Source organism: Kitasatospora sp. NPDC101155, assembly GCF_044768305.1.
In the GTDB taxonomy this organism is placed as follows: domain Bacteria; phylum Actinomycetota; class Actinomycetes; order Streptomycetales; family Streptomycetaceae; genus Kitasatospora.
The window spans coordinates 7,021-30,765 of record NZ_JBIWPN010000027.1; the positions used below are offsets into that span (position 1 = coordinate 7,021).

Genomic DNA, 23,745 nt, shown 5'->3' on the forward strand with positions numbered 1-23,745 from the left:
GCGCGCGCCGCTCGCGGTTTCCCGGCGGCCCCCCCGCGCCCGGGGGGGGTCTGGGGGGGGGGGGGGGGGGGGGGGGGCCCCCCCCCCCACCACAGCCCTTCGCCGTACCGGTCAGGCCCCGGCGGCGAGCGCGTCCAGGTGCGCGGAGAGCACCTTCATGACCTCACCGGGTCGGCTGCTCAGGTAGAAGTGCCCGCCCTGGAACACCTGGAGGTCGAACACCCCGGAGGTGTGCTCCTGCCAGGCGCGCGCCTCCTCGATCGAGGTCTTCGGGTCACTGTCACCGGTCAGCGCTGTGATCGGGCAGCGGAGCACGGAGCCGGGCTCGCTGCGGTAGGTCTCCACGGCCTTGTAGTCGCTGCGCAGCGCGGGCAACACCATGCGCACGATCTCCTCGGAGGCGAACACCTGGGAGTCGGTGCCGCTCATCGCCCGTATCTCCGTCAGGATGCCCTCGTCGTCGCGCTCGTGCACGTCCTCGTCCCGGTAACGGGAGGGTGCCCGGCGGCCCGAGGCGAACAGGTGTACCGGGCCCTCGCCGTCACGCTCGAGGCGCCGGGCCACCTCGAAGGCGATGACCGCCCCCATGCTGTGGCCGAAGAAGGTCAGCGGCCGGTCGGCCAACGTGCGCAGCACCGGGTGGAGTTCGTCGGCCAGTTGGTGGATGTCCTCGATGCACGGCTCCAGACGCCGGTCCTGGCGGCCGGGGTACTGCAGGGCGATCACGTCGGTACCGGGGCTCAGTTGGGCCGACACCGGGAAGTAGAAGCTCGCCGAGCCGCCCGCGTGCGGGAAGCAGACCAGCCGGCTGGGTGCCTGCGGAGCCGGGTGGAAGCTGCGGCACCACAGGTCGGTGTCTGGGGCAAGTCTGGTCATGGTGGTTCGATCCCGTTCTCAATGGCACTCCGCGATCGCGGTCGTGCGAGGCCTGCCAGGGTCTGTCGATCGGTCATGACCGCACGGGCTCCACCCGGGTCGCAGTCCGTCCCCCCTGATGGCAGCCAGCATAGAGACTGCCCATGGATCTTGTCCGCGTGATCCGCACCGCATCGAAGGTGCGCGTCGCACCGGGCCCGTCGGCCGTCCGGCGGATCCGCGCAGGCTCCGAACCGCTCGCCGCTGCGCCGACACCAGGTGAGCACCGGCACTGTGCCCCCGGCCGGGCCGGCCAAGATCATGCGCACCGTGGACCACGACGCGCCCGCGCTGACCATCCGACGCGTCCCCGGGGGGCATTTCGGCAAGGTCGCCGCCACCTGGTACACCGACCTCGCCCACAGCACCCTGGTCGGCCCGATCGCCTCCGACTGTGTGGGGAATCCGGACTCCTCGGCCTGGCTCCCGGCCGCGCTGCGGTAGCGGGTCTTGTATGCGTGGACACACCGCGACCACCGCGACTCCTGGTGCTCGCAGTCCTTGAAGAAGGTGCCCATGCCGTGGACGAGCTTCCTCGATGCCATCGTCTTGGTCTCCGTCCCGTCCAATGCTGACGTTTTGCTGACCGCAGATGGTCGACCAGGCCCCTGACCTGGGAAGAACCGTGAATCGCGTGATATGTGTGGAACTTCATCGGACGGTCTCACGAGGACATCGTCCGGGCCCGCGAGGAGTGGCAGACCGCCTCCGAACGCTTCGGCACCGTCGAGGGCTACCCAGGCGGCCGCCTCCCCGCCCCGGAGCTCCCCGGAATCCCCCTCAAGGCCCGCGGACGCACCCGCTGACCTGCACGTTCACCGAACAGGGAGGCGTCAGGGAGCCCTGTCGCCTCCGGCTGAGCCATCAGCGCGGGGCAACGCGCGAAAGCGTCCGACCGTGCCAGAACCTCGGCCTGCCGGCTGACCGCGCTCGCCCGCGTTCCGGGCGAGCGCGGGGGCGTCGATGTCGTGCGGGCTCAGGATCCGTGCCCTGGTCGGCCCGCCGTCCCCACCCTCGGGCGACTCGCCGACCCCGAATTCTCCCGGGCGACCCGGCTTGTAGGCTCGCTTGAAACAGCTCTGATTCTTGAAGGGGGAGCCCAGTGCGCGCCCGTCGGTGGATAACTGTGGTCGCTGGAGTCGTCGCGCTGAGCAGCCCGACGGTCGCGTATGCCCGCGGCGGGGGCGGTAGCCACGGGTTCGGTGGCAGCGGGGGCGGCGGGGGCGGCGGGAGCAGCCATGGTGGTGGCTTCCACGGGTCGACCGGCGGCGGCTTCGGCTACGGTTTCGGAGCCGGTGGCGGTGGCGGTGGGTTCTTTCTCCTGTTGGTGATCCTGGCTGTCGTCCTCCTGATCCTGTGGCTCAGGTACCGGCGCCGGAAGGCGGAGCAGGCAGTCGGTCTGAACACGGTGTCGGACCGTACGGCGCACCGCGCGGACGCACAAGCGCGCGAGCGCGCCGCCCAGGTCGGGGCCCGGGTCGATGCCATCGCCGACACGGATGCGACCTTCGATCGCGCTGCGCTCGAGCGCCGGGCCGTCTGGCTGTACGTGACCGCCCAACATGCCTGGACCCAACACGATCACGCCACGTTGCAGCAGATCCTGTCCCCGGTGCTCTACGGCAAGTGGGCCGACGAGCTGCGCGACTACGAGTCACGCGGCGAGGTCAACGTCGTGGAGATCGTCTCCGGCCCGGTGGTCGAGCTGGTCGACGTCGCGAATCGCGCAGGCGAGGCGAACGACACCGTCACCTTCCGGGTCACCGCGACGCTCAAGGACTACGTACGCCGCGGCTACGGCCCGGATGCCGTACGCAAGGACGGCTCGACGCGCCCGGTCGAGTACTGGACGCTGCGCAAGAGCCGGGCCGGAGAGTGGATCGTGTCGTCGGTGGAGCAGGCGGCCGAGGGTGCGCACCACCTGACCAGCGCCATCGAGACGGACGGCTGGGACCAGAAGGAGGTCGCTCGCGAGGCGGTGCTCGAGGTGGCCGGGAAGACCGCGGTCAAGGGTGTGAGTGACATCCTGTCGCTCACCAACATTTCGTGGAGCACGGATGCCGACACCGCCGTCGGCGATCTGAGCGTGCTCGACGGCCGGTTCGACAAGGCGGTTCTCGAGGTCGCCGTCGAGCGGTTCCTCGAGGAGTGGGTCATGAACGACGGCAGCCTGGACTTCACGTCCGTGCGCACGGTCAATCGAACCGTCATGCGTGACGCCGTCGTCAGGTCGGTCACGGTGCGCTCGCTGGTCTCACGCGGCCCGATCGTCTTCCGTGTCGCGGTCGACGCAGAGGGCGTCTACTACGAGGTCGACCGGCGCAGCGAGCAGGTGCTCCGTGGCGACGCACGCGAGCGCAGACCGATCACCTTCGCGTTCGATCTCCGGCTGGACGACACGTCGACCAAAGCGTGGACCGTGATCGCCACCAACGTGGAGTAGGTGGAGCCCGCGTCTGTGGGGCCCTCCACGACGACTGGAGTGCTCGGCGAACTGCGGTGCTCCGCAGTCTGCCTGACGGTCACGCACTGGAAACGTGGGCCCCTGTTCGGCAAGGAACAGGGGCCCACGTGCTTCAGGCTGCGAGGCCGAGGACTTGGGCGACGTGCCCGATGAAGCCGGGCATCAGGCCGCTGACCCGCACACTCGACGGGCGTGGGGTCCAGCGGCCCGAACCGTTGCAATTCACGCCCCAGCCATCCCACGCGGGTTGTGCACGTTCATCGGCACCAGTGACCCGCCGAGCATCCAACTGAGAGCAGAACGGGTGCATTTCACCGTCGCGCTCCGGTCGGCCGGTGGCCCTGGGGGCCGGAGGCCTTCGAGGGGGCCGGAGCGGGAAGTGGTCAGACGGCCGGGCTGTGGGTGCGCGTGCGGTCGGACCACTTCACGACGAGCGGTACGGCCTGGCCGGCGACGAGGAAGAGAGCTCCCATGGCGAGCCAGCCCGGCTCGCCCCAGCCGATGCACACCAGGCCGAGCACCGACGGGCCGATCGCGTTGGACAGGCCTTGGCCGATCGCGAACAGACCCGAGTACTGGCCCTGTGCGCGCTCGGGGGCGAGGCCGAAAGACAGCTCGAACGAGGCGGCTGTGTACCACAGTTCGCCCACGGTGAGGGCCACTACACCGAGCACGACGACGACCAGGGCGACCCATCCGGGCGCGCCGCCCGCCACTGCGATGAGGCCGGTGGCGAGGAGGAACGCGGCCCCCGCTCGGCGCGCTGTGCGGCCGGCCGACGTGTTGTCGCGGACGCCGCGGCCGACCCGCACCTGCAGGAGGACCACGAGGACGGTGTTGACCGCCACGCTCGCGCCGACGAACCACCGCGGCGCTTCGGTGTGCCCGATGATCCACAGCGGCAGGGCGAAGATCAGCACCTGGTTCTGGATGGACATGATGCCGTCCAGGACGGTGAGCGCCACGTACGGCTTGTCCTTCAGGGCCGGCCAGCGGCTGCCTCCCGCCGGGACCTCCACCGGCGGCACGGACGGAACGAGGGAGGAGGCGGCCGCGGAGACGAGGAACGCGACGGCGGTGCCGAGGATGAGGCACACGTACGCGGTCCTGGTGTCCAACTGGACAACGACACCGGCCGCGAGGGCACCCGAGCCGACGGCGATGTTGTTGAGGGCACGCAGGTAGGAGCGGTAGCGGGTGGGGTTCGGGGCGCCCAGGGCGCGGGTCAGCGGGCCGCGGGCGGCGGTGCCGGCCGAGACGGCGAGCTCGGCCACGCACAGGCAGGCGATCAGCGCAGGGAAGGAGCGCACGAATACGAGTCCCGCCACGGCGAGGGCCTGCACGAAGAGCGTGACCCGGAAGACGTCGCGCGGGCCGTACCGGTCGGCCAGGTAGCCCACGGGGATGCCGGCGGCGAGTCCGATCAGGGCGGCGGCGCCCAGGGCGAATCCGACCTGGGCGACCGGGAGGCCCACGGAGCGGGTGAAGAACAACGCGGCCCCGGCGATGAAGAGGCCCTTGCCGATCTGGTTGACGAAGGTCGCGGCGGCGAAGGCGCGTTTGGGGCTCGTTTCGGGGATGAGGCCGCGAGCCACCAGCCAGGCCGACAACCCTCGTTCGGCGCCCTTCCCGGCCGCCGGCTCGGTCCGTTCGCCCGGTCGGCGCTGACTGGTGGTGTCCAACTGGCTGTCCTCCGACTCCTTGATGGCTGTGCTCGGGTGCCTGTCAGGCGGCTTTGTGGCGGGCGCCGCCCTCGATGTGGATCGTCTCGCCGGAGACGAAACCCGCGCGGAGGAGCCACATCACCAGGTCGACGATGTCGTCGGTCTCACCGTGCCGTCCGACGAGGGTCCCGGCCGCGCTCTTGCTCAACAAAGCGGCCTTCTTGTCACCGAGGCGATCCCATGAGCCCGAGTCCACGACGCCGGGCGAGACCGCGTTGACCCGTACCGGTGCCAGATCCGCTGCAAGGTGGCGCGCGGCGTACTCGAGCGCACCGTTCGTGATCCCCTTGACCAATGATCCCGGCCCGGGGCGCCAGCCGACGACACCGGAGAACAACACCATCGACCCGGTCGGCCGGAGCACCGGCGCGAAGTGCTTGGCGACCAGCATCGGGCCGACCACCTTCGCCGTGAACGCGGCCAGCAGCTTGTCGCGATCCAGCTCGGTCGCGCGAACGTCGTGCGGCGCCGAACCGGTCGTCACGATGTGGTCGACCCCGTCCTTCAGCCGTTCCGCCGCGGCCGCGATCGTCGACTCGTCCTGCAGATCGACCCGCACCGCCGCGGCACCGATCTCGCTCGCCAGCGCGTCGGCCGCGGCCAGATCGCGGGCACCGACGACGACGTCGTACCCGTCCTTCTTCGCCCGCCTCGCGACGGCCGCGCCGAGCGCCCGTGCACCGCCGATGACCAGGATCCGCTCCATCAAGCTCACTCCCTCTCCTAGGATCGGGCGCAAGGGTATGGATTTGATACCGGTATCTTCAACGAAACTGGGGGCAGCCATGGGAAAGGCCTACAACGTGATGGCGGCGACCTGCCCGAGCCGCACCGTGCTGCACCGCATCGGTGCCCGATGGACCGTGTTCGTCGTCAACGCCCTCGAGGGCGGACCTCGCCGCTTCAGCGAACTGAAGGGGCGCATCCAGGACATCACCCCGAAGGCCCTGACCGAGACACTGCGCTCCCTGGAGGACGACGGTCTGATCAGCCGCCACGAGTACGCCGAGAACCCGCCCCGCGTCGAGTACGCCCTCACACCGCTGGGCCGCTCTCTGCTCGTCCCGCTCCGTGCCGTACGACGCTGGGCCGAAGAGCACGTGCCGGACATCGAGGCGGCCCGAGCCCGCCGATCGGCTCTCTGACCCGCTCTCAAGCGGGCCGATGGGTCGGCCGCTCCGTCACGACCCGTGCGGTGCCGCCGAGTTCGACTCGAAGGTCCGGCCCCGCCGTGGCGGCGATGGTGGCCGGGCTGCCGAGGGCGTCGCCCATGTCGACGGCGATCCGGTGGGTGCCCCGGCCGGCCAGGTGTGCGGCGAGACAGGCCGTGCTGTTGGCGTTGGCGAGGTCCTCCGGAACACCGATCGACGGGGCGAACATCCGGGCTGCGAGCGCGCCCTCGGGCGAGGGTTCCGAGTGGACGTACGCACCGAGCAGGCCGAACCGGTCGCAGGCCGCCCTGAGGCGGTCGAGGTCCGGACGCAGCGCAGCGAGCACGGCCCGGGTTTCGACCGGCACCAGCATGCGTTCGCGGCCCACGCCGGCGATCCGGACGTTCGGCCCGACCTCGTGCGGCGCGAGACCGAGGGCCGGAAGAACGAGGGCGCGTTCCTCCGCGGTGGGTTCGCGCAGATCGACGGGACCGGGGTCGAAGGCGGCGGTGATCAGCTCGCCGGCACACTCGGCCCGCCCGGCGAATACGCGCCCCCCGGCACGGAGGGTGGCGCGGTAGGGCCCGGCGCCGCCGTGCCGTGCCGCGAGGAGGGCGAGGGCGGCGATCGTGCCGTGCCCACAGGCCGGCAACTCCCCCTCCGCGGTGAAGAAGCGCAGCTCGGTCGCGTCACCGACGTGACGTACGTACACGGTGTGCGAGACGCCCTGTGCGACCGCGATCCGGCGCCGCTCGTCGTCGCCCGGCGGCGCGCCGTCCGCGTCGTCCTCCAGGACGACGGCCGTGGGGCTGCCGCCCGCTCCGCCTCGCAGGCAGGCGCGGACGACCGTCACGTTCGGCGTGCTCATGGGGCTGTCACTTCGTCTCCTCCAGCGTGGCGTACCCAGTGGTCACCGACACGAGGCGTCGGCTCATCGGCGGAACAGGCCGCGCCGCTTCGCCCGCGGAACGGTCCTCGCCGCTTCCGTCGGCGGCGCGTCGAGGAGGGCCGCGACGGCGTGGAGGAAGGGGCGGGCCTCGGCGGTCATGCCGGTCCGGTGCAGGCGGTGGCGGCCCGCCGCCTCCCACTCGCCCAGCACCGCCCCGCGCTCGCCGGTGATCGGGTCGACCGCGTACTCCAGGGTGAAGGCCCGCTGCGCGGAGCCGTCGCCCGGCCAGGCCAGCACCACCGCGAAGGCCTCCGTCGCCGCCCGCGGCACCGGGAGGGCGACGAGGAGCATGCGGTGCCGCCCGGCCTGGACGAACCCGCCCCGGAGGCCCTCCGGCTCCAGCCGCTGCTCGACCGGCAGGCTCGCACCGTAGTCCTCCCAGAGCCGCCGCAACTCACCGTCGAGCCGCTCCCCCGGCACCGCGTCCAGGTGGCCGAGCGAGGGCAGCAGGCGGTGCGCGAAGCGGTAGTGGTGCGGTCGCGGCCCGGGCAGGTCTGCTCGCCCCTCGGCCAGCCGGGTGACCGCCGCGACGACCTCGTCCACGTGCACGAGGTCCAGCAGGCCGCCCTCGCCCACCTCGGTGAGCGGCATCAGCTCGCCGCCGCGCCACCAGTAGGTGTGCCGGGACAGCGGCGCGGCGGACTCGTCGAACTCCCGGGCGGCCGCCTCGATCAGGAGCTGCAGCACGTCCGGCACCTGGACGTCGAACGGCGCGAACAGCAGCCGGAACGCCGTGGGGAAGGCCACCACCGCGCCGTCCGGCGGCAGTTCCCGCCCGGTGACCTCGCGGTAGAGGGCGTCCAGGACGAGGACCCGGCTCCCCGTCAGCGCCGAACCACCCGTGACGACGTGCAGGCCGCCACCCTGCCCGGTCGGCCGGAGCTCGTGCCGCTCCACGGGCAGCTGGGCCAGCCGCGCCCGCGCGGCCTCGCGCAACCGCGACGCGTCCCCGAGTTCGGCGACGGCGGCCCCGGTCAGCACCTGCCAGCCGACGGGTGACTCCAGCGCCAGGAACTCCATTACCCCGGGCGCAACTTCGTGCGCGTGCGGGTGCCGCGCGGGGTCGGCCAGGGTCGTGGCGTCCAGGAGCAACGGGTAGAGCCGGGCCGCCGTCTCCTGCGGCGAGCCGGCGCCACCCGCCGTCGACCCCTGGACGGCGACGACCAGTTCGAGGACATGGGCGCGGACCAGCTCCCGCAGCGGGACCCCCGGCCGCTGCTCCACCAGTGCCAGGAGCCCTCCGAGCCCGTAGTCGCGCCCCTGCGCGTCGCGGGCCACGTCCCCGTGCAGGGTGACCTCGTTCCCGAGCTCCGCGAACGCCGCCCGCACCTGCGCGGCCAGCTCCGGCTCCAACTCCCGACGTACCATCGTTCCCTCCCGACCCGCGACCTGCCCCGTCCCCCGAAGTCGCAGGGTACCCCGACCAGTTGTCGCGGGCGGGGGCGTTTCCCGCCTTCGGTCGTCCCCTCCCGTGGCTTCCAGGTCCTGATCGGGCCCGGGGCGACGTCGCTGTGACGGCGTGCCGCCCGCGACGTCATGGACCGCACCACCGTCACTACACGCCGTGGCGGCGGCGCGCGGAACCGCTCCGGACGGCCGAGTGTCCGCGCCCCTCGCCGACGTGTTGCCGGACGAACCGGTCAGCGCCCCCGCCCCGGGGTGGGCCGGGGGCGGAGGCGCCGGATGGTGGGGCGTGCCCGGGTCAGCTCCGGACGGCCACCAGCTGACTGGAGCCGTCCTGCAGACCCGCGATGGCGGCGCGCTGGGCCGGGAAGGTGCTCGCGCCGTACGGGCCCTGGACCGCGGCGAAGCCGGACCAGTTGCCGTTGGTGAAGCGGGACTCGTGGTAGACGTTGCCGTCGCCGCCGACCACCGCCACCTGGGACGACCCGTCCGGCAGACCCGCGATGCCGACCGACCGCGCGGCCGTGGTGGGCGTGCCGTTGCCGGGGAGCGCGGCGAAGCCGGACCAGTTGCCGTCGGTGAAGCGGGACTCGTGGTAGACGTTGCCGTCGCCGCCGACCACCGCCACCTGGGACGACCCGTCCGGCAGTCCCGTGATGGCCACCCGCGAGGCCGCCATCCGCGAGCTGTTCACACCGGGCAGCGGGGCGAAGCCGCTCCAACTGCCGTTGGCGAAGCGGGTCTCGTGGTAGACGTTCCCGTCGTTGCCGACCGCGAGGACCTGGGCGGACCCGTCGGGCAGACCGGCGATGGCGACGTCCCCGGCCGCCATGGTCGGGGTGCCGACCCCGGGGAGCGCTCCGTAGCCGGACCAGCTGCCGTCGGCGAAGCGGATCCGATGGTAGACGTTGCCGTCACTGCCGATGGTCAGGACCTGCGAGGAGCCGTCCGGCATGCCCGCGATGCCGGCCCGGCGGGCCTGCGAGGCCGGGGTGCCGTCGTCGGCCAGCGCGGCGAAACCGCTCCAACTGCCGTTCGAGGCGCGGACCCCGTGGTAGAGCCGGCTGTCCAGGCCGATGCCCAGCTCCTGCGAGGAACCGCCCGGCAGGCCGGTGATCGCGGCCTCCGAGCCGCGGAAGACGCCCGCTCCGCCCGTCAACGGGCTGAAGCCGGGCCAGACACCCGAGCTCTGGCGCACGCCGAGGAAGAACGCGGAGGACTGGGACGGCGGGGCGGCGTTGAGCTGGATGTCCAGGTAGTCCTGGTCGATCGCGATCGCGTAGCCGCCCCAGGTCTCCGGGTTCTGCGGCGACGCGTACTGGTGGACGCGCTGGTGGCCGGACCAGTAGCCGGCCGGAATCGACGGGTCGGCGGTGTCCGCCTTGCCGTTCCAGTTGGCGCTGAAAACGGCATCGGGCACGGTGTAGGCGCTGTTGCCGACATTGGCGGCCAGGTCCTTCATGCCGGACGAGGAGCTGCTGTAGACACCGGAGTTGTAGCCCCAGGCGTGCAGTTCGTTGGTCCAGGCGGTGAGGAAGGCGAGCACCGTGGCCGAGTACTGCGGGGTGGCGTACGCCTCCATGTCGTAGTAGAGGATCGCGCCGGGGCCGAAGCCGAGGGCCTGGGCCTGGCTCACCGCGTCGTCGGCGGCGTTGGCGCCCTCGGTGGCGGGATAGCTGATCTTCGGGGCCTGCACACCGACGTACATCGGCAGGAAGGCCCAGCCCGCAGCCTGCTGCTGCTGGACCCAGGAGGCCGTCAGGTTCGGCTGGGCGCAGGCCCGTCCGACACCGCCGATGTAGATGCCGACTGCCCGGTACGGGGAGGAGGTCATCCACGCGTTCATCGCGGCGCCGGAGGGCGCCGTACACGCGTCAAACCCCTTGCCGGTGTAGTTCGTCGCCGACGCGGGTACCGACGCCGCCGCAGCCGGTGCAGCCGTGGCCTGGCCGGACGGCGCAGCCGCAGAGGTGGTGGTGGCGGGCCTCGGGGTGACGGTCGTCCGGGGCCCCGCGGGCGCCGGCTGCGGTCGGTGCGCCGGCGCGGGGGTGAGCCCGGCACCGGTGATGATCCGCTTCACCAGCGGCTGGTCCGTGTCGTACGTTCCGGTCACCGCGACGACGCCGTCGGTCGCCCGGATCATGTGCGCGACGGGGTTGGAACCCTCCCCGTCCGGTGCGGCGGCCGCGGCGGGTTCGACCAGCAGGGCCTCCGTGCGGCCGGTCAACCGCGGCGGGCAGACCTGCTGCTCGCCCGGGTGGCCGAGGTACAGCGCGTGCTGGTCGAAGCGGACGCAGGCCTGCGGGTCCACGGCCAGGTCCACCACCGGCCAGGCCGCGGGCACATGGAAGACGCGGCCCTGGTACGTCACAGCCTTGGTGTCCGGACTTCCGACGGGAGCGGCCACCGCGGAGCCTGCGGCGGCGGGCGCCGCCACGAGCACGGCCACCACGAGGGCCGCGGCGCTCCGGAGCGCTGTCATTGGGGACTTCACCCAGATCTCTCCTGACATGACGAAAGGCCGCACGCCGAGGAGTCGGCCGCGCGGCGTCGGCCACGATATCGACGCCCGCGGCGGGGGCCGCCAAGGGCCCCTCCCCGTCTTCATTTCGACGGACCGTCAGTCACCTTTTCCAGAGATGTATCTGACGGTCGAGACACAACCGGCCCTGCGCGTGCTGCGGTTCGAGCAGCGCACCCGGATGCCCGTGTCGGGGCGTCCGGGCCCGACGTCCACGGACCGGGGGCCGACGTCGACCGAAGGTCCGAACCGCTCAGCGGACCGACGCGACCCCGTCGCTCGACCGTCCGCCCCGGATCGGCTGGGTGTTCACGTCGAACGCGCGGGCTCCCGCGGAGCGCGGGAAGGGGATCAGGGGGTCGGTGGCCAGCGCCGCCGCTTCCACCCGGTCCCCCTCCGCGGCGGGGTGGTCGGCGGGGACGACCGCAACGAACCGTTCCGTCGTCAGGAGGGCGAGGTCGATGTCGTCGCACTCCTCGATGTCCCGGACGATCCCGATGTCGGCCGTGCCGCGTTCCAGGGCCGTCAGGACGTCGACGGTGAAGCCGTCGTGCAGCCTGACCCGGACGTCCGGGCAACGGAGGGAGAAGGCACGGAGCCGTTCGCTGACGATCACGGCGGCGGAGGTGATGAAGGCGACGTCCTCATGGAACTGGGCTGAGGCACAATCTTCCCCCTTTTCCCGAGCGCGGCAAAACCTCGCCGATATCCAAGGGCTGGCTCGCCCACAAGGCAGGCGGGAATCGGGGGGGGCAATTAGCGATATACGGAACGGCGAAATGCGTACCATACGGCCCGTCATCATGGATTCAGCCGCAGGGGCATGCCTTCGTCAAGCAAGTCAAGACTTATCTCTCAGGGAACTTTGACCGTATGGTGTGGCTCGAACCGAAGGAGCCCCCTGTTGTCGAAAATGAATGATCCCGTTGCGCGTGCGGTTGACTCGGAGCGGGATTATGTGTCCTCCTTGTATGAGTTGCTCACCGAGCGGCTTTCCGAGGCGCGAGTAAACCGAGCGAGGGTGCTGAAGGCCCCGGCGGACAACGCCGGTGAGGCATACGAGAGAGAAATCGCCGCCGAGCGTCTGGCCAAGGAAATCGGCCGGCTGGAGGGCGCCGAAAAGGGGCTGGTCTTCGGGCGCATCGACTGGACGGACGGCACGGCCCTGCGCATCGGGCGGATCGGACTGCAGACGGAGGAGGATGACCTGCCTCTGCTCGTGGACTGGCGCGCGAACGCGGCACGGCCCTTCTACGAGGCGACACCGGTCCACCCGATGGACCTGCGGCGACGCCGGCACCTGCGCATCGAGGAGCGCACGGTCATCTCGGTGAGCGACGAACTGCTGGACGGGACCGCCCCGACCGACGAGGACGTCGTGGGGGACGGCCCGTTGACCGAGGCTCTGTCGGCACGGCGTACGGGCAGGATGCACGCGGCCGTCGCGACGCTGCAGGCCGAGCAGGACGAGATCGTCCGCTCCGCCCACCGCGGGGTGACCGTGGTGCAGGGCGGGCCCGGCACCGGCAAGACGGTGGTCGCCCTGCACCGGGCGGCCTACGTCCTGTACGCATTCCCGCGCGCCGCGGAGGAGGGTGTCCTGGTGGTGGGCCCGAACGCCCGGTTCCTCGACTACATCTCCCAGGTCCTTCCCTCTCTCGGAGAGAACGACGTCGTTCTGGTGACCTGCCGGGAACTGGCCGGAGTGTCCACGGACACGGCGGACCCGTTCGATACTGCGCGTCTCAAGGGCGGCTCCGACCTCGCCGACGCCTTGGCCGGCCTGCTGCGCGTCCACCAAGCCCCCGCCGGTGACTTCACCGTGCGGGTCGGACAGGAACTGGTTCACCTGTCCGGCGAGGAGGTCGCCACGGCACGCGACGCCGCCGTGGCGGCCGCACCGGGGCACAACCCCGCGCGCCAGGTGTTCAAACAGCTCCTGGTCGACGCCGTCGCCGACGCGATGCAACGGGACATGGGCGACCTCCTGGAGCAGATCGACGCCGATGCCGAAAGGATGACGGGCATCAACCTCGACCGGTTCACGGGAGCCGCCCAGCGCCGTACCGAAGGTGCGGCCGACCCGGGTCCGGTCCACGAGCTGGACCTGGACGCCATCCGAGCCGATCTCCTCGACGACGCCGGCGTCGACCGAGCGGTCGAGGTGTTGTGGCCGCGGCTGGTGCCCGGTGACCTCGTGAAGGCGCTCCTGACGAACGCCGACGCTCTCGCCGAGCACCTGCCCCACCTGACCGCGCAGGAGCGGTCCCTTCTGCTGCGCGGTCCGGACGCCCCGTGGACCGATGCCGATGTGCCGTTGCTGGACGAGGCGGCGAGCCTGGTCGACGGCCCACCCGAGCGGATGTACGGGCACGTCGTCGTCGACGAGGCGCAGGAACTGACCGCCATGCAGTGGCGGATGATCGTCCGCCGCTGTCCGGCACGGGCGATGACGCTGGTGGGTGACTTCGCCCAGGCAGGCCCGGTCGCGACAGCACGCGACTGGAAGGAAGCACTGAGCCCCCACGTCGGACCGCGGTTCAAACTGCACAACCTGACCGTCAGCTACCGCACCACGCAGGAGATCCTGGAGAGCGTCCGGGACCTGCTCACCCGGATCGCCCCGGACCAGAAGCCCACACGGTCACTGCGAAGCGGTGAGAGCCCTCGCACCGTGACCACACCTCCGGATGGGTTGGCCACCGCCGTCGTTCAGGAACTCCGCGCCCAGAGCACCGCGCACCCGGGCGAGCTTCTGGGAGTGATCTGCGCGGACACCAGGGTGAGCGAGCTGACGGCCCAGGGCATCGCTCACCACGCACGCATCGTGCCGGCGTCCGAAGCGCGCGGCCTGGAATTCGACGGGGTCGTCGTCATGAACCCCGAGGAAATCATCACGGCCCGCCCCGGTGGGGAAAGGGACTTGTACGTAGCCCTGACCCGGGCCACCAGGCGCCTCTGCACAATCACCGTCCAGCCCGCCTGACAACTCGGCGCCCGCGTCCTCGCCGCGGGCGCACCCGGCGCGGTACGGACACCGGCCCGCGCGCACGGGGCTGCTGGTCTGCCGTGCGGTTGTGATCTTCATCGAGGGCCTGACCCGGCAGATGGGTGTTTGCTGGAGATATGTCGGTGATCGTCGGTACCTCGGGTTGGCAGTACGACGACTGGCGCGGGGTGCTCTACCGGGAAGGGACACCCAAGCGACGCTGGCTGGAGGAGTACGCCGAGCGGTTCGCCACGGTGGAGAGCAATGCCGCCTTCTACCGTTTGCCCTCGCCGGACACCTTCGCCGACTGGCGTGCCCGTACCCCTGAGGGCTTCGTGTTCGCGGTGAAGGCCAGCCGCTACCTCACCCACATCAAGCGCCTGCACGAGCCCGCCGAGCCGGTCCAGCGGCTGCTCACGGCGGCACAGGGGCTCGGGGAGCGGCTCGGCCCGGTGCTGCTGCAGCTGCCGCCCACGCTGCACGCGGATGCCGAGCTGCTGGACGGCTGTCTGGCCGCCTTCCCCGCGGGCGTGCGGGTCGCCGTCGAGCCGCGCCACCCGTCCTGGTGGACGCCGGAGATCCGTGCGGTGCTGACCGGCCGGGCCGCCGCACTGTGCTGGGCGGACCGGGAGTCACGCCCGGTCTCGCCGCTGTGGCGGACCTGCGAATGGGGCTATCTGCGCTGCCACGCCGGTCGGGCCCGGCCCCGGCCCCGGTACGGGCGGCAGGCGCTGGCCGGCTGGGTGGGCCGAATCGCCGACAGCTGGGCGGACTCGGCCGAGGTTTACGTGTACTTCAACAACGACCTGGGCGGTGCGGCGGTGCTCGACGCCGGCGCGTTCGCGGCCGCCGCCGCGCGGGCGGGCCGTACCGTGACCCGGACACCGTAGGGAGTGGGCGATGATCCGCAGCCGAGTGATCGTCTCCGGCGAGGTGCAGGGGGTCTTCTACCGCGACACCTGCCGTCACGAAGCAACCGCGCACGGTGTGCGGGGCTGGGTGCGGAACCTGCCGGACGGCACCGTCGAGGCCGTGTTCGAGGGGAACCCGGCCGCCGTCCAACAGCTGGTCGAGTGGACCAGGCAGGGGCCGCCACTGGCCATCGTGGACCGGGTCCTCGTCTGGGAAGAAGATCCCGAGGGCCTGACGGGCTTCGAGATCCGGGCAACGCCCTGGCGCGGATAAGGAGCCCTCGGCCGAGGTCAGCGCTCCGGCCCTCGGCGGAACGGCCGGTGTTCATCGGTGCGGTACGTGCTCGCCGCGATCCTGGCGGGGCGGCCCCGCGGCGGGTCCCCCGCCCCATCCTGTGCGTCTGGCTTCCTCGTGCTCGCGTCGGTTCAGGTGGTGCTGGGCGTCGCGCACATTCCGGTCACCTGCCGCCGGTGTTGCTCGGTTGTGGACCGTGACATGCGGGGCATAGTTGGCCGAACTGCCACGAACACGTCGAGGAGAACACACATGAACCACCCGGTCCCGTACTGACTGCGGGCTCTGCGGTACCCACTCGACAGAGCCGGGCCGCGCGAGCGCCCTGTGCGGTCAGATCGCCTGTACGGGTTGGTAGTTCGGCTGCCACATGGCCGCGCGGACCTGGGCTTCGATCTCGTCGCCGATGGTGGCGCGTGTCACCCCGTCGCGCGCGGCGGCGCGGGCGACGGCCGTGGCCACGGCAGCGGAGGTCTCCCTCAGCTGCTGAGTGGGCGGCAGGAGAGGCGCACCGGGGGTGGTCGGGTCGACCTGTGCGGCGACCGCGTGGGCCGCGGCGGTGAGCATGCCGTCGGTGATGCGGGTGGCTCGGGCCACGATGGCGCCGAGGCCGAGCCCGGGGAAGACCAGCGCGTTGTTGGCCTGTCCGATCCGATGGGTGATGCCGCCGTGGGTGACGGGCGCGAACGGACTGCCGGTGGCCACCAGGGCCCGTCCGTCGGTCCAGGCGAGCAGGTCGACGGGCGTCGCCTCGGCGAGGGGTGTGGGGTTGGACATGGGCAGGATGATCGGGCGTCGGACGGCCGCGGCCAGCTCGCGGACGACCGGTTCGGTGAAGGCGCCGCCCTGGCCGGAGGTGCCGATGAGAACGGTCGGTCCGACCCGGTGCACGACCTCCGCCAGCGCGATGCCGCCGAGCTTCGGGTCGTGGGACCAGTCGGCCACCTCATCCGCGGCGCGCGCGTAGGGGGCCTGGAAGTCCCGCATGCCGGCCATGTCGTCGGTGAGCAGGCCGTGCCGGGCGATGCACCAGATCCGACGGGTGGCCTCGCCCGGCGTCAGGCCGTCGGCGATGAACGCGTCGCGCAGCTGGTCGGCGATGCCGACACCCGCCGTGCCCGCGCCGAAGATCACCACCCGGTGCTCCCGCAGCGGCGTGCCGCTCACCCGCACACCGGACAGCACCGCCGCCAGGTTCACCGCGCCCGTGCCCTGGACGTCGTCGTTGAAGGTGAGCACCTGGTCGCGGTAGCGCGCCAGGATGCGCCGCGCGTTGTCCGGCCCGAAGTCCTCCCAGTGCAGCAGGACGCCGGGGAAGAGCCGGGTCGCGGTGTCCACATAGGTCCGGACGAAGGCGTCGTAGGTCTCCCGGTCGACCCTGGGATGGCGGTTGCCGAGGTAGAGCGGGTCCTCCAGCAGTTCCTTGCGGTTGGTGCCCACGTCGAGCACCACGGGCAGGGTGCGGGCCGGATCGATGCCGCCTGCGGCGGTGTACACGGCGAGCTTGCCCGCCGAGATGTTGATACCGCCCACCCCCCAGTCGCCGATGCCCAGGATGGCTTCGCCGTCGGTGGCGACGATCAGGTCGACGTCCTCCGGTCCCAGGCCGGTGGCCCGCAGCGAGCGTTCGACGTCCTCGGGCGCGTCGACCGACAGGTAGACCCCGCGGGGTCGCCGGTACTGGGAGCTGTAGCGCTCGATCGCGGTGCCGACGGTCGGGGTGTAGACGATCGGCAGCATCTCGTCCAAGTGCTCGCTGACCAGCCGGTGGAACAGAACCTCGTTGCGGTCCTGCAGGGCGGTCAGGTTCACGTGTTTGGCCAGGTCGTCAGGCTGTGCCCGGAACTGCGCGTAGGCGCGGGAGGACTGTTGCCCGAGCGTGAGCACCCGTGGCGGGAGGAGGCCGACGAGGTCGAGCGCCCGCCGTTCGTCCTCGGTGAAGGCGGTGCCCTTGTTCAGCCGGGCATCGGCCAACACGGCCCGGCCCCTGGCCGTCGTGTCCCATCGCCGTTCACGGGCGTTCCACCGGGTCGGCACCGTGTTCATGACTGTCTCCTCGGGGTTGACCCGATGCCGTGTGGCATCGGGATGCGAGGAGGGCTTCCAGCTGGGCCACCGATTCGCGCCTGCGCACCACGTTCAGGGTGCGGATGCCGTCCCGCTCGGCCAGCTTGACGACCATGCGTCCCAGCTCGGAACTCGCCCGCGTCCGGGATGTGGTCGGTGAACACCTCGATCCGGGCGTCCAGCCGGCCCCGGTCGGCGCACTCGAGAACGACACCCTGGTAGTCGTCGAGAATCGCGACCTTCACAGCGGTCATGCTACGGCGCTCCTGGTGGTGCGGCGAGTGGAGGGACGGTGAGGCGTGGCAGCACGCCCCCGGGCCGGGCCGTCCGGCGGGCGCACCTTGGCTGACCTGCAACAAATCCGTCAAGCCAGCCTTCTGCACGCTCTGTGCAGATTGTGCAACAGAGCCCGGAGAGGGCTGTCCGCCACCCGGATCACGTCCCTAGGATCACCTCCGCAACGCACTTCACACGGGACGAGAGAACATGAGCAACGAGTTCGGCGGCCTGCTCGGCATCGCACAGCAGCTGTTCAGCGACACGCCGCAGCAGGGCCACGGCGAACACCACGACAACTTCCTGATGGACCTGGGGCAGAAGCTGATGGACGGCCACCAGCCCGTGCAGGAGGGCGTCGTTTACGACATCGACGAGAAGTTCTTCTCCCCGACCCACGACTTCTGGATCAAGCGCAACGGTGAGCGCGTGTTCCAGGTCGACGAGAAGATGTTCAGCTTCAGCGGTGCGATCGCCCTCCAGGACCCCGAGGGCAACGAGCTGTACCGGATCTCCGAGAAGATCATGACGCTCCGGGACATCCGCTACATCAAGCGCGGCGAGCAGACCATCGCCACCGTGAAGAAGGCGCTCTTCTCGCCGCTGGTCTACAAGTTCACCGTGACGTTCGAGAACGGCGCGGAGATCCACGTCACCGGCAACATCACCGACCACCAGTACGCCATCACCTACGGCGAGCAGGAGATCGCACACATCTCCCGCGAGTGGTCGCTGCTGAGCGAGCACTACTCGGTCAAGATCATCCCCGGCCAGGACGACGCGCTGCTCCTCACCATCTCCGCCTGCGCCGAGGCCATGGTCCTCGACGACTGATCCACCCCGCGCCACCCCACGACACCGACGCCCCTCGTCCACCGTTGCCACCGGCACCGGCACGGGACGAGGGGCGTCCTCGGTATCTCGACGCGTTCTCCAGCGACCTGAACCGCCCTCGCCACCGGGCTGAAGCTCCGCCCGTTGGCCGACACGGCGCAAAACATCCTGCCGTTCGAGCCGCTGCCGGAGACCCTGCCGCCCAGCCACGAGACCGATCTCCTCACCGCCTGGAAGCAGCGGTGAACCGTGCGCGCCAGTCGGGTTCACGGTCGCACGAGTCCACCCGTACGCGGCAGAGGCCGGGCACGGGCGACGAGCAGGGCGACGTCGTCGTGTCCGCTCTCGTGGTGCAGGGCGCCGAGGAGGAGCTCACAGGTCTCCTCCGGGGAGCTGCGGGACCGACCGAGGAGGTCGGTGAGCGTCGCGAGGCGGGTGTCGATGTCGTGCTCGCGTGTCTCCACCAACCCGTCTGTGTAGAGCACGAGTTCGTCCCCGACGGCGAGGTCGAGAAAGGTGTCGCGGAAGGCGACGCCGCCGACTCCCAGGGGTGCGCCGGTGGGCAGGTCGAGCAGGACCGGCGGGCGGCCCGGGCGGGTGTGGACGGGGGGCAGGTGCCCGGCGCAGGCGATGCGGCAGCGGTGGCGGCGGGGGTCGTAGACCGCGTAGACGCAGGTCGCGATGGACTCGCCGAGGCCGGCGGCGATCCCGTCGAGGTGGGTGAGGACAGCGGCGGGCTCCAGGTTGAGACCAGCCAGGGTCCTTGCGGCGGTGCGCAGTTGGCCCATGGTGGCGGCGGCGTTGATGCCGCTGCCCATGACGTCACCGACGACCAGGGCGGTCGCGTCGGCGCTCAGCGGGATGACGTCGAACCAGTCGCCGCCGACTTCTCCGACGCTCGCCGCCGGCTCGTAGCGGTAGGCGACCTCCAGTCCGGGCGGCTGCGGAGGCGGGCCGGGCAGCAGGTGGCGCTGGAGGGCGAGCGCGGCGTGACGCTGGCGCTGGTACCAGCGGGCGTTGTCGATGGCGACGGCAGCGCGGGCGGCGAGCTCGCCGGCCAGTACCAGGTCGTCGTGGTCGAACGGCTGTGGGTTGCGGGCGCGTTTGAGGTCCAGTGCACCGAGGACCTGGCCCCGGGCACGCAGCGGCACGGCCAGGTAGGAGTGCAGGTGGGCCTGCCTGAGCAGTTCGGCGGCCGGTTCGTCGCGGGCGATCCGCGTCAGGTCGTGGTCGGTGACGTGGGCCAGCAGGATCGGACGGCCGGTGCGGGCGCAGCGGGTGACCAGGCGGGTGGCGTCGTAGCGGGCGATCTGTCCGACGGGGTCGGCGGCCACGGTGGCGGGCGTGGGGTACGCAGCCTTGACGGCGAGGGCTCGGAACAGGGCCGGGCTGCCCTTGCCGGCCGGGGGCTGACTGTCGGTGAGGACGGTTTCCAGGATGTCGACGGCGGCGATGTCGGCGAATTCGGGGACGAGGACGTCGGCGAGTTCGCGGGCGGTGATCTCGAGGTCGAGGGTGGTGCCGATGCGTTCGGAGGCGTCGGCGATCACGGTGAGGCGCCGCCGGGCCGCGGCCGCGGCGGTGGCGGCCCGGTGCTGCTCGGTGACGTCGACGACGGTGAGGGCGACGCCGATCACGCGGTGGGCGGGGTCCTCCAGACGGTAGAAGGACGCCGACCAGGCGTGCTCGACCTCGGGGTCGGCGTGGGTGTGTCCGGTGGTGAACTGGTCCAGCAGCGGCGTGCCGGTGGCCAGCACCTCCCGCATGGCCGCCTCGATCGCGTCGATGTCGAGGAACGGCAGGGCCTCCCGGACGGTACGGCCCAGGTGCTGGGCGGCGGGCAGTCCGTTGATGCGTTCCAGCGCCGGGTTGACCAGCACGTAGCGCAGGTCGGTATCCATCACCGCCAGGCCGATCGGGGACTGTTCCACCAGCCGCAGCGACAGCGCGAGGTCCCGTTCCAGGCGCCGCAGCGTGGCCTGGGCCGAGGCCAGGCCGAGCGCGTAGTACCGGCCGTTCTCGTCCTCCAGGCGCATGTTGCGGAACTCGGCCAGCAGCGTGGACCCGTCCTTGTGCCGCACCGGGAAGACCCCGGCCCACGCCCCGCCACCGGCCATCACCTGCGCGAACAGCGACAGCACCAGCTCCAGGTGCTGCTCGTCGACCAGCACCTGCGCGGCGGGACGGCCGAGGGCCTCGGAAGCCCGGTAGCCGAACAGGTCCTCGGCCTGCGGGCTCCACAGCGCGATCCGCCCCTGCGCGTCCAGCACCACCGCGGCGACACCCAGCACGTCCAGCAGCCCGCCCGGCTCCATCGCGGGATCCCGGCCCGACGAGGCCTCTCCCGACGGCACCGCGTGCCCGGCCTCCATCCGGCCACCTCCTCCCGCCGACGCGCACCGGCCCGCAGCGACGGCAACGGCGCCGGTTCACTTCATCGTCCCTCCGCGGACCGAAGCCGCCAGCCGGACGCGGCTCGGGCGACAGGCGCTTCGCGGCGTCCGACCATCTGCGGCGGCGTCCACTCGGATCAATCCCGGCTCCATGCCGGCTCACCGACGCACCATCGACTGACGGCTCCGCTCAGCTCGGTCGAAGGACCGCCGCCGGACAGCTCCTGTGTCGAGCGGGCCTTGCCCGATCACAGCCCTGAACCGCCGCGGAAGTTCACGCTGCGTGACCAGGCTGGTCATCAGGCAGCAGTTCTCGACCTGGACACCGAGTGGCGCAGCCAACTCGCTTCGCACACAGTTGAACCTATCGGGCGCAACGGCTCCGCGCGTTCCGTGCGGAGACGTCCACCGGGATCACCAGGAGGAGTCATGGAAGACATCCGAGACACCACCGAAGTCGAGACCGAGGACCTGGAGCCCGTGGAGGAGGAAGACCTCCCCGAGTTCGCCCTGATGGTCGACGTCCCCAGGTAGGTCCGGACGCCTGTCCGGACACCGGGTGTCGCAAGGCGCCCCGGCTGCGGGGTCGGGCCGCGGTCCGGCCCCGTACGCGTGTCGCATCACCGTGACGAGAGGTGGACCACGTGCAGGTCACACCCGACGCGCGCGCCGCCCGGCGGGACGAACTCGCCGTCGTCCGGCTGGTACGCACAGCCCTGTCCCGCGTACTCCCCCGAACCGAGCTGCCCTCTGACGCCGAGATCCGCTACCCCGGCTACCACGCCGCCGCCCACCGGGCACAGCGCCTCACCCGCCGGGACGCACCCTCCGCCGATCTGCTGGAACGGTTGGCGGCCGAGTCGCGCGCCGTCGGTGCGCGCGCCCGGGCCAGCGCGGCACGAGCCGCCGAACGCACCGGAGACGGGCAATGGCCCGTCGACCTGCCACCGGTGGAGAATGACCGTCGCGCACACGCTGGCGGCATCGGTGGCGTTCCCGGCCGCCGTCTCCTGCCTCGCCCTCGCCCTCGCCTGGGAAGGCGGGATGGCGCTGCTCGACGACCGGGCCATCCACCGCAGCTACCCGCGCGCCGGCATCTACCACCTCGGCCGGGGCTGGGCCGGCCCCGATGCCCTGTCCGCCCAACGCCGCCGCGCGATCGCCAAGTCGGCCACGGCCGCCGCACTCCTGCCGACGGCCTTCCTGCCGGCATCCCGCTGGACGGCCGCCGCCGCGCTGCTGTGCTGCGGCCTGGCCTGCGTGTGGATCCTGGGGGACGGATCCCCCCGCTACACCAGCATCTGCCTACTCGTCCTGCTGGCCGTGATCGCCCTGAACCAGGCCACCGTCATCGCCCTCGGGAGCCCACCCACCGCGCTCACCGGGGTCATCGCCTCGTTCTTCGCCACACAGATGTACCTCGTCGCGGGCATCCGCAAGATCCGCTCACCCCACTTCATGAGCGGCGGCGTCCTCGTGGACAACATCGTCTACAACGCCTGGCAAGCCGCCGCCGGCAATCGCGACTTTCTCCCGGTCCCCCACCCGCACCGCCTCACCGTCCTCCTCCCCGCCCCGGCGTTCCGCACCGCCTGCCGAGCCGCGGCCGTCGCGACCGCCGGCGTCGAAGTCACCCTCGGCCTCGGCGCCCTCGGACTGATCCCCGCCACCGCCACCGTCCTCCTGGCCGTCCCCACCCACCTCGCGTTCACCGCGATCAGCCCGCGCCGCATCGTGCCCTTCTCCACGGCATTGCTCGGCCTGCTGCTCCTGGCCACCTCCCATCCCTTGCTGACCACTATGTCCGGGTGAGCCACCGACGGCGGGACCCGGAGACGGCTGTGAGGCGCCCTGGCCGCACCCGCTCGGAGGTGGCGGTGGCCGGGTCCGGCCGCAGGGCTAGGGGGCAGGACTCCGAGGCGCGCGGTCGGCGAAGCCCGGCACGAGGGGCGCGATGACCTGCTGGGTCGGGTTGGTGCCGTCGTCGTTGTCGTCGCCCGAGTTCACCGAGGCGGTGATCGAGCTCGTCACCCAGGAGAACAGGCCGAGGAGGATGAAGACGACGAGCAGGCCGCGCCCGGCGCCGCTCAGGACGAGCGGGCGGGTGGCCGACACCGGGCTGTCCGGCTCGCTGCCCGGCTCCTCCCCGAACAGGCGCTTGGGGTAGGCGGAGGAGAGCATCACCAGGTAGGCGGTGTAGCGCATCCGGTAACGCAGGATCGCGGTCGTCGCCTCGTACAGCGGCTGCGGCATCCGGCCGAGGACCAGCACCACGAGCCAGCTGATGAACGACACCGTCCACCACCCCGCGTTCACCAGGCCCTGCACGACCGAGGCCGGGATGACGAGGACGATGCGGAACAGGACGGCGAGCCGGTTCAGCGCACCCGGGCGCAGCCCGACCTGCACCGGGTACTCGGGCGCGCTGAACCGGAACGGCGGGTAGCGGTCCACGGTGAGCATCAGGTACGCGGCGACGCGGGTGTCGTACGGGAGGAACGCGGTCAGGTAGTCCGCCACGAAGCCGGGCAGCCGGCCGAGCACCAGCGCGCCGAACCAGCCGATGACGGTGACGAAGAACGCCACCACCGACAGCACCCACACCACGACGAACTGGGGGATCAACAGCAGGGCGCGCAGCAGCACCGTCCAGCGGTTCTGCGGGCCTGGTGCCGGCATGTCCAGCACCGGGAGCCACTCACGGCTGACGGGGGCGGGGGGTGCCTGCCACATCCGGGCCTCCACGGTCTCGGGACGACGGGACCCGGCGGTCGGGCGCCGCCGGGTGCCCTCCGAAGATCGCAGCACCCCGCCCGTCCCGCGCGCCACGCTGCGCCGGACGGGTCAACCGG

19 protein-coding genes and 1 pseudogene are annotated in these 23,745 nt (G+C 71.6%); 9 read left to right on the forward strand and 11 right to left on the reverse strand.

Going from position 1 to position 23,745, the window contains the following annotated elements; all coding sequences use genetic code 11:
• Positions 1-111: 111 nt before the first annotated feature.
• A complete protein-coding gene (locus ACIRYZ_RS30895; RefSeq protein WP_402950545.1) occupies positions 112-876 on the reverse strand; it encodes a thioesterase II family protein in 765 nt (254 codons plus the stop codon).
• A gap of 258 nt (positions 877-1,134) precedes the next feature.
• Here ACIRYZ_RS30895 and ACIRYZ_RS30900 point away from each other — a divergent pair, with 258 nt between their 5' ends.
• The 3 genes and pseudogenes from ACIRYZ_RS30900 to ACIRYZ_RS30910 all read left to right on the forward strand — a co-directional run bounded on the left by ACIRYZ_RS30900 (position 1,135) and on the right by ACIRYZ_RS30910 (position 3,358).
• Positions 1,135-1,359 (forward strand): hypothetical protein, encoded by a 225-nt coding sequence (locus ACIRYZ_RS30900; RefSeq protein WP_402950548.1) that lies wholly within the window; start codon positions 1,135-1,137, stop codon positions 1,357-1,359.
• Positions 1,360-1,559: 200 nt separating this feature from the next.
• Positions 1,560-1,721 (forward strand): annotated as a pseudogene (locus tag ACIRYZ_RS30905) (pirin family protein); the annotation flags it as partial.
• Between the two features lie 320 nt (positions 1,722-2,041).
• Positions 2,042-3,358 (forward strand): TIM44-like domain-containing protein, encoded by a 1,317-nt coding sequence (locus ACIRYZ_RS30910; protein WP_402950551.1) that lies wholly within the window; start codon positions 2,042-2,044, stop codon positions 3,356-3,358.
• A 404-nt stretch (positions 3,359-3,762) separates the two neighbouring features.
• On the opposite strand, the gene ACIRYZ_RS30915 is transcribed toward ACIRYZ_RS30910, so the two are convergent.
• A complete protein-coding gene (locus ACIRYZ_RS30915) occupies positions 3,763-5,061 on the reverse strand; it encodes an MFS transporter (RefSeq protein WP_402950553.1) in 1,299 nt (432 codons plus the stop codon).
• Between the two features lie 43 nt (positions 5,062-5,104).
• Complete coding sequence (locus ACIRYZ_RS30920) at positions 5,105-5,809, reverse strand: SDR family oxidoreductase (RefSeq protein WP_402950556.1); 705 nt, start codon at positions 5,807-5,809, stop codon at positions 5,105-5,107.
• 79 nt (positions 5,810-5,888) lie between these two features.
• Here ACIRYZ_RS30920 and ACIRYZ_RS30925 point away from each other — a divergent pair, with 79 nt between their 5' ends.
• Positions 5,889-6,248 carry a winged helix-turn-helix transcriptional regulator gene (locus tag ACIRYZ_RS30925; RefSeq protein WP_402950559.1) on the forward strand — a complete coding sequence of 120 codons (360 nt, stop codon included), beginning with the start codon at positions 5,889-5,891 and terminating at the stop codon, positions 6,246-6,248.
• Between the two features lie 7 nt (positions 6,249-6,255).
• Here the strand turns inward: ACIRYZ_RS30925 and ACIRYZ_RS30930 are convergent, their stop codons facing one another.
• The 4 genes from ACIRYZ_RS30930 to ACIRYZ_RS30945 all read right to left on the reverse strand — a co-directional run bounded on the left by ACIRYZ_RS30930 (position 6,256) and on the right by ACIRYZ_RS30945 (position 11,933).
• Positions 6,256-7,122 carry a PhzF family phenazine biosynthesis protein gene (locus ACIRYZ_RS30930; RefSeq protein ID WP_402950562.1) on the reverse strand — a complete coding sequence of 289 codons (867 nt, stop codon included), beginning with the start codon at positions 7,120-7,122 and terminating at the stop codon, positions 6,256-6,258.
• Positions 7,123-7,185: 63 nt separating this feature from the next.
• Entirely contained in the window at positions 7,186-8,571 is a 1,386-nt protein-coding gene (locus tag ACIRYZ_RS30935; RefSeq protein ID WP_402950565.1) for a hypothetical protein, read from the reverse strand.
• Positions 8,572-8,905: 334 nt separating this feature from the next.
• Positions 8,906-11,089, reverse strand: coding sequence for a glycoside hydrolase domain-containing protein (locus tag ACIRYZ_RS30940; protein WP_402950568.1), 2,184 nt, complete (start codon positions 11,087-11,089; stop codon positions 8,906-8,908).
• Positions 11,090-11,381: 292 nt separating this feature from the next.
• Positions 11,382-11,933 carry a LysR family substrate-binding domain-containing protein gene (locus ACIRYZ_RS30945; protein ID WP_402950571.1) on the reverse strand — a complete coding sequence of 184 codons (552 nt, stop codon included), beginning with the start codon at positions 11,931-11,933 and terminating at the stop codon, positions 11,382-11,384.
• Between the two features lie 153 nt (positions 11,934-12,086).
• Here ACIRYZ_RS30945 and ACIRYZ_RS30950 point away from each other — a divergent pair, with 153 nt between their 5' ends.
• The 3 genes from ACIRYZ_RS30950 to ACIRYZ_RS30960 all read left to right on the forward strand — a co-directional run bounded on the left by ACIRYZ_RS30950 (position 12,087) and on the right by ACIRYZ_RS30960 (position 15,302).
• The gene (locus ACIRYZ_RS30950) at positions 12,087-14,114 is read left to right on the forward strand and encodes a HelD family protein (protein ID WP_402950573.1); all 2,028 of its coding nucleotides are present in this window, start codon (positions 12,087-12,089) and stop codon (positions 14,112-14,114) included.
• A gap of 140 nt (positions 14,115-14,254) precedes the next feature.
• Positions 14,255-15,007, forward strand: a complete 753-nt coding sequence (locus tag ACIRYZ_RS30955) for a DUF72 domain-containing protein (protein ID WP_402950576.1) — start codon at positions 14,255-14,257, stop codon at positions 15,005-15,007.
• 10 nt (positions 15,008-15,017) lie between these two features.
• Positions 15,018-15,302, forward strand: a complete 285-nt coding sequence (locus tag ACIRYZ_RS30960) for an acylphosphatase (protein WP_402950578.1) — start codon at positions 15,018-15,020, stop codon at positions 15,300-15,302.
• 354 nt (positions 15,303-15,656) lie between these two features.
• Here ACIRYZ_RS30960 and ACIRYZ_RS30965 read toward each other — a convergent pair whose 3' ends face one another.
• Both ACIRYZ_RS30965 and ACIRYZ_RS30970 read right to left on the reverse strand, forming a co-directional pair.
• Complete coding sequence (locus tag ACIRYZ_RS30965; RefSeq protein WP_402950581.1) at positions 15,657-17,369, reverse strand: NAD-dependent malic enzyme; 1,713 nt, start codon at positions 17,367-17,369, stop codon at positions 15,657-15,659.
• A complete protein-coding gene (locus ACIRYZ_RS30970; protein ID WP_402950584.1) occupies positions 17,335-17,505 on the reverse strand; it encodes a hypothetical protein in 171 nt (56 codons plus the stop codon). Before ACIRYZ_RS30970 ends, ACIRYZ_RS30965 begins: the two co-directional genes overlap by 35 nt.
• A gap of 371 nt (positions 17,506-17,876) precedes the next feature.
• Between ACIRYZ_RS30970 and ACIRYZ_RS30975 the strand changes: the two genes are divergently transcribed.
• A complete protein-coding gene (locus ACIRYZ_RS30975) occupies positions 17,877-18,500 on the forward strand; it encodes an LURP-one-related/scramblase family protein (RefSeq protein ID WP_402950587.1) in 624 nt (207 codons plus the stop codon).
• Between the two features lie 266 nt (positions 18,501-18,766).
• Here ACIRYZ_RS30975 and ACIRYZ_RS30980 read toward each other — a convergent pair whose 3' ends face one another.
• Entirely contained in the window at positions 18,767-20,872 is a 2,106-nt protein-coding gene (locus ACIRYZ_RS30980; protein ID WP_402950588.1) for a SpoIIE family protein phosphatase, read from the reverse strand.
• A gap of 978 nt (positions 20,873-21,850) precedes the next feature.
• Here ACIRYZ_RS30980 and ACIRYZ_RS30985 point away from each other — a divergent pair.
• A complete protein-coding gene (locus ACIRYZ_RS30985) occupies positions 21,851-22,705 on the forward strand; it encodes a hypothetical protein (RefSeq protein WP_402950589.1) in 855 nt (284 codons plus the stop codon).
• 87 nt (positions 22,706-22,792) lie between these two features.
• Here ACIRYZ_RS30985 and ACIRYZ_RS30990 read toward each other — a convergent pair whose 3' ends face one another.
• Positions 22,793-23,626 (reverse strand): DUF4389 domain-containing protein, encoded by an 834-nt coding sequence (locus tag ACIRYZ_RS30990; protein WP_402950591.1) that lies wholly within the window; start codon positions 23,624-23,626, stop codon positions 22,793-22,795.
• Positions 23,627-23,745 lie beyond the last annotated feature (119 nt).

Excerpts from the sequence above, each read along its gene's own strand:
- ACIRYZ_RS30960 (WP_402950578.1), top strand. The coding sequence starts at position 15,018 with ATGATCCGCAGCCGAGTGATCGTCTCCGGCGAGGTGCAGGGGGTCTTC.
- ACIRYZ_RS30965 (WP_402950581.1), bottom strand. The coding sequence starts at position 17,369 with ATGAACACGGTGCCGACCCGGTGGAACGCCCGTGAACGGCGATGGGAC.
- ACIRYZ_RS30940 (WP_402950568.1), bottom strand. The coding sequence starts at position 11,089 with ATGACAGCGCTCCGGAGCGCCGCGGCCCTCGTGGTGGCCGTGCTCGTG.
- ACIRYZ_RS30975 (WP_402950587.1), top strand. The coding sequence starts at position 17,877 with ATGAGCAACGAGTTCGGCGGCCTGCTCGGCATCGCACAGCAGCTGTTC.
- ACIRYZ_RS30925 (WP_402950559.1), top strand. The coding sequence starts at position 5,889 with ATGGGAAAGGCCTACAACGTGATGGCGGCGACCTGCCCGAGCCGCACC.
- ACIRYZ_RS30990 (WP_402950591.1), bottom strand. The coding sequence starts at position 23,626 with ATGTGGCAGGCACCCCCCGCCCCCGTCAGCCGTGAGTGGCTCCCGGTG.
- ACIRYZ_RS30985 (WP_402950589.1), top strand. The coding sequence starts at position 21,851 with ATGACCGTCGCGCACACGCTGGCGGCATCGGTGGCGTTCCCGGCCGCC.
- ACIRYZ_RS30970 (WP_402950584.1), bottom strand. The coding sequence starts at position 17,505 with ATGGTCGTCAAGCTGGCCGAGCGGGACGGCATCCGCACCCTGAACGTG.
- ACIRYZ_RS30920 (WP_402950556.1), bottom strand. The coding sequence starts at position 5,809 with ATGGAGCGGATCCTGGTCATCGGCGGTGCACGGGCGCTCGGCGCGGCC.
- ACIRYZ_RS30935 (WP_402950565.1), bottom strand. The coding sequence starts at position 8,571 with ATGGTACGTCGGGAGTTGGAGCCGGAGCTGGCCGCGCAGGTGCGGGCG.
- ACIRYZ_RS30945 (WP_402950571.1), bottom strand. The coding sequence starts at position 11,933 with ATGATGACGGGCCGTATGGTACGCATTTCGCCGTTCCGTATATCGCTA.
- ACIRYZ_RS30895 (WP_402950545.1), bottom strand. The coding sequence starts at position 876 with ATGACCAGACTTGCCCCAGACACCGACCTGTGGTGCCGCAGCTTCCAC.
- ACIRYZ_RS30955 (WP_402950576.1), top strand. The coding sequence starts at position 14,255 with ATGTCGGTGATCGTCGGTACCTCGGGTTGGCAGTACGACGACTGGCGC.
- ACIRYZ_RS30930 (WP_402950562.1), bottom strand. The coding sequence starts at position 7,122 with ATGAGCACGCCGAACGTGACGGTCGTCCGCGCCTGCCTGCGAGGCGGA.
- ACIRYZ_RS30980 (WP_402950588.1), bottom strand. The coding sequence starts at position 20,872 with ATGGAGGCCGGGCACGCGGTGCCGTCGGGAGAGGCCTCGTCGGGCCGG.